At 49.1% G+C, this 281-nt stretch carries 1 pseudogene; it reads right to left on the reverse strand.

Features of this window, described 5'->3' with window-relative positions:
* Nucleotides 1-281, reverse strand: a pseudogene (locus J0A66_RS23175) (efflux RND transporter periplasmic adaptor subunit); the annotation flags it as partial.

The following is a 281-nucleotide window of genomic DNA, read 5'->3' on the forward strand; positions in this document are numbered from 1 at the left end:
CTCGATATTGATCAAGGCAATCTCATCGCCTTCGTCAAGGCCCGCGATGATTTGCGCATGAGACAGGCTGGTACGACCGACCTGAACAGGCACGGTGGTAAAATCACTTCCGTCTTTGCGAAACACCTGATAGTTGTTCTGCTGATTAAACAGGCTTTGCAGCGGTACTACCAAACTGTCGGGTTGTTCCAGTACCTTAATCCGCGCTTCCACTTTACGTCCAGGCACCAATAAATCCGGATCCTGCTGAGCCAGGCTAACGGTTACTTCATAGTATTTTT

The organism is Bowmanella dokdonensis, from assembly GCF_017254865.1.
Taxonomy (GTDB): Bacteria; Pseudomonadota; Gammaproteobacteria; order Enterobacterales; family Alteromonadaceae; genus Bowmanella; species Bowmanella dokdonensis.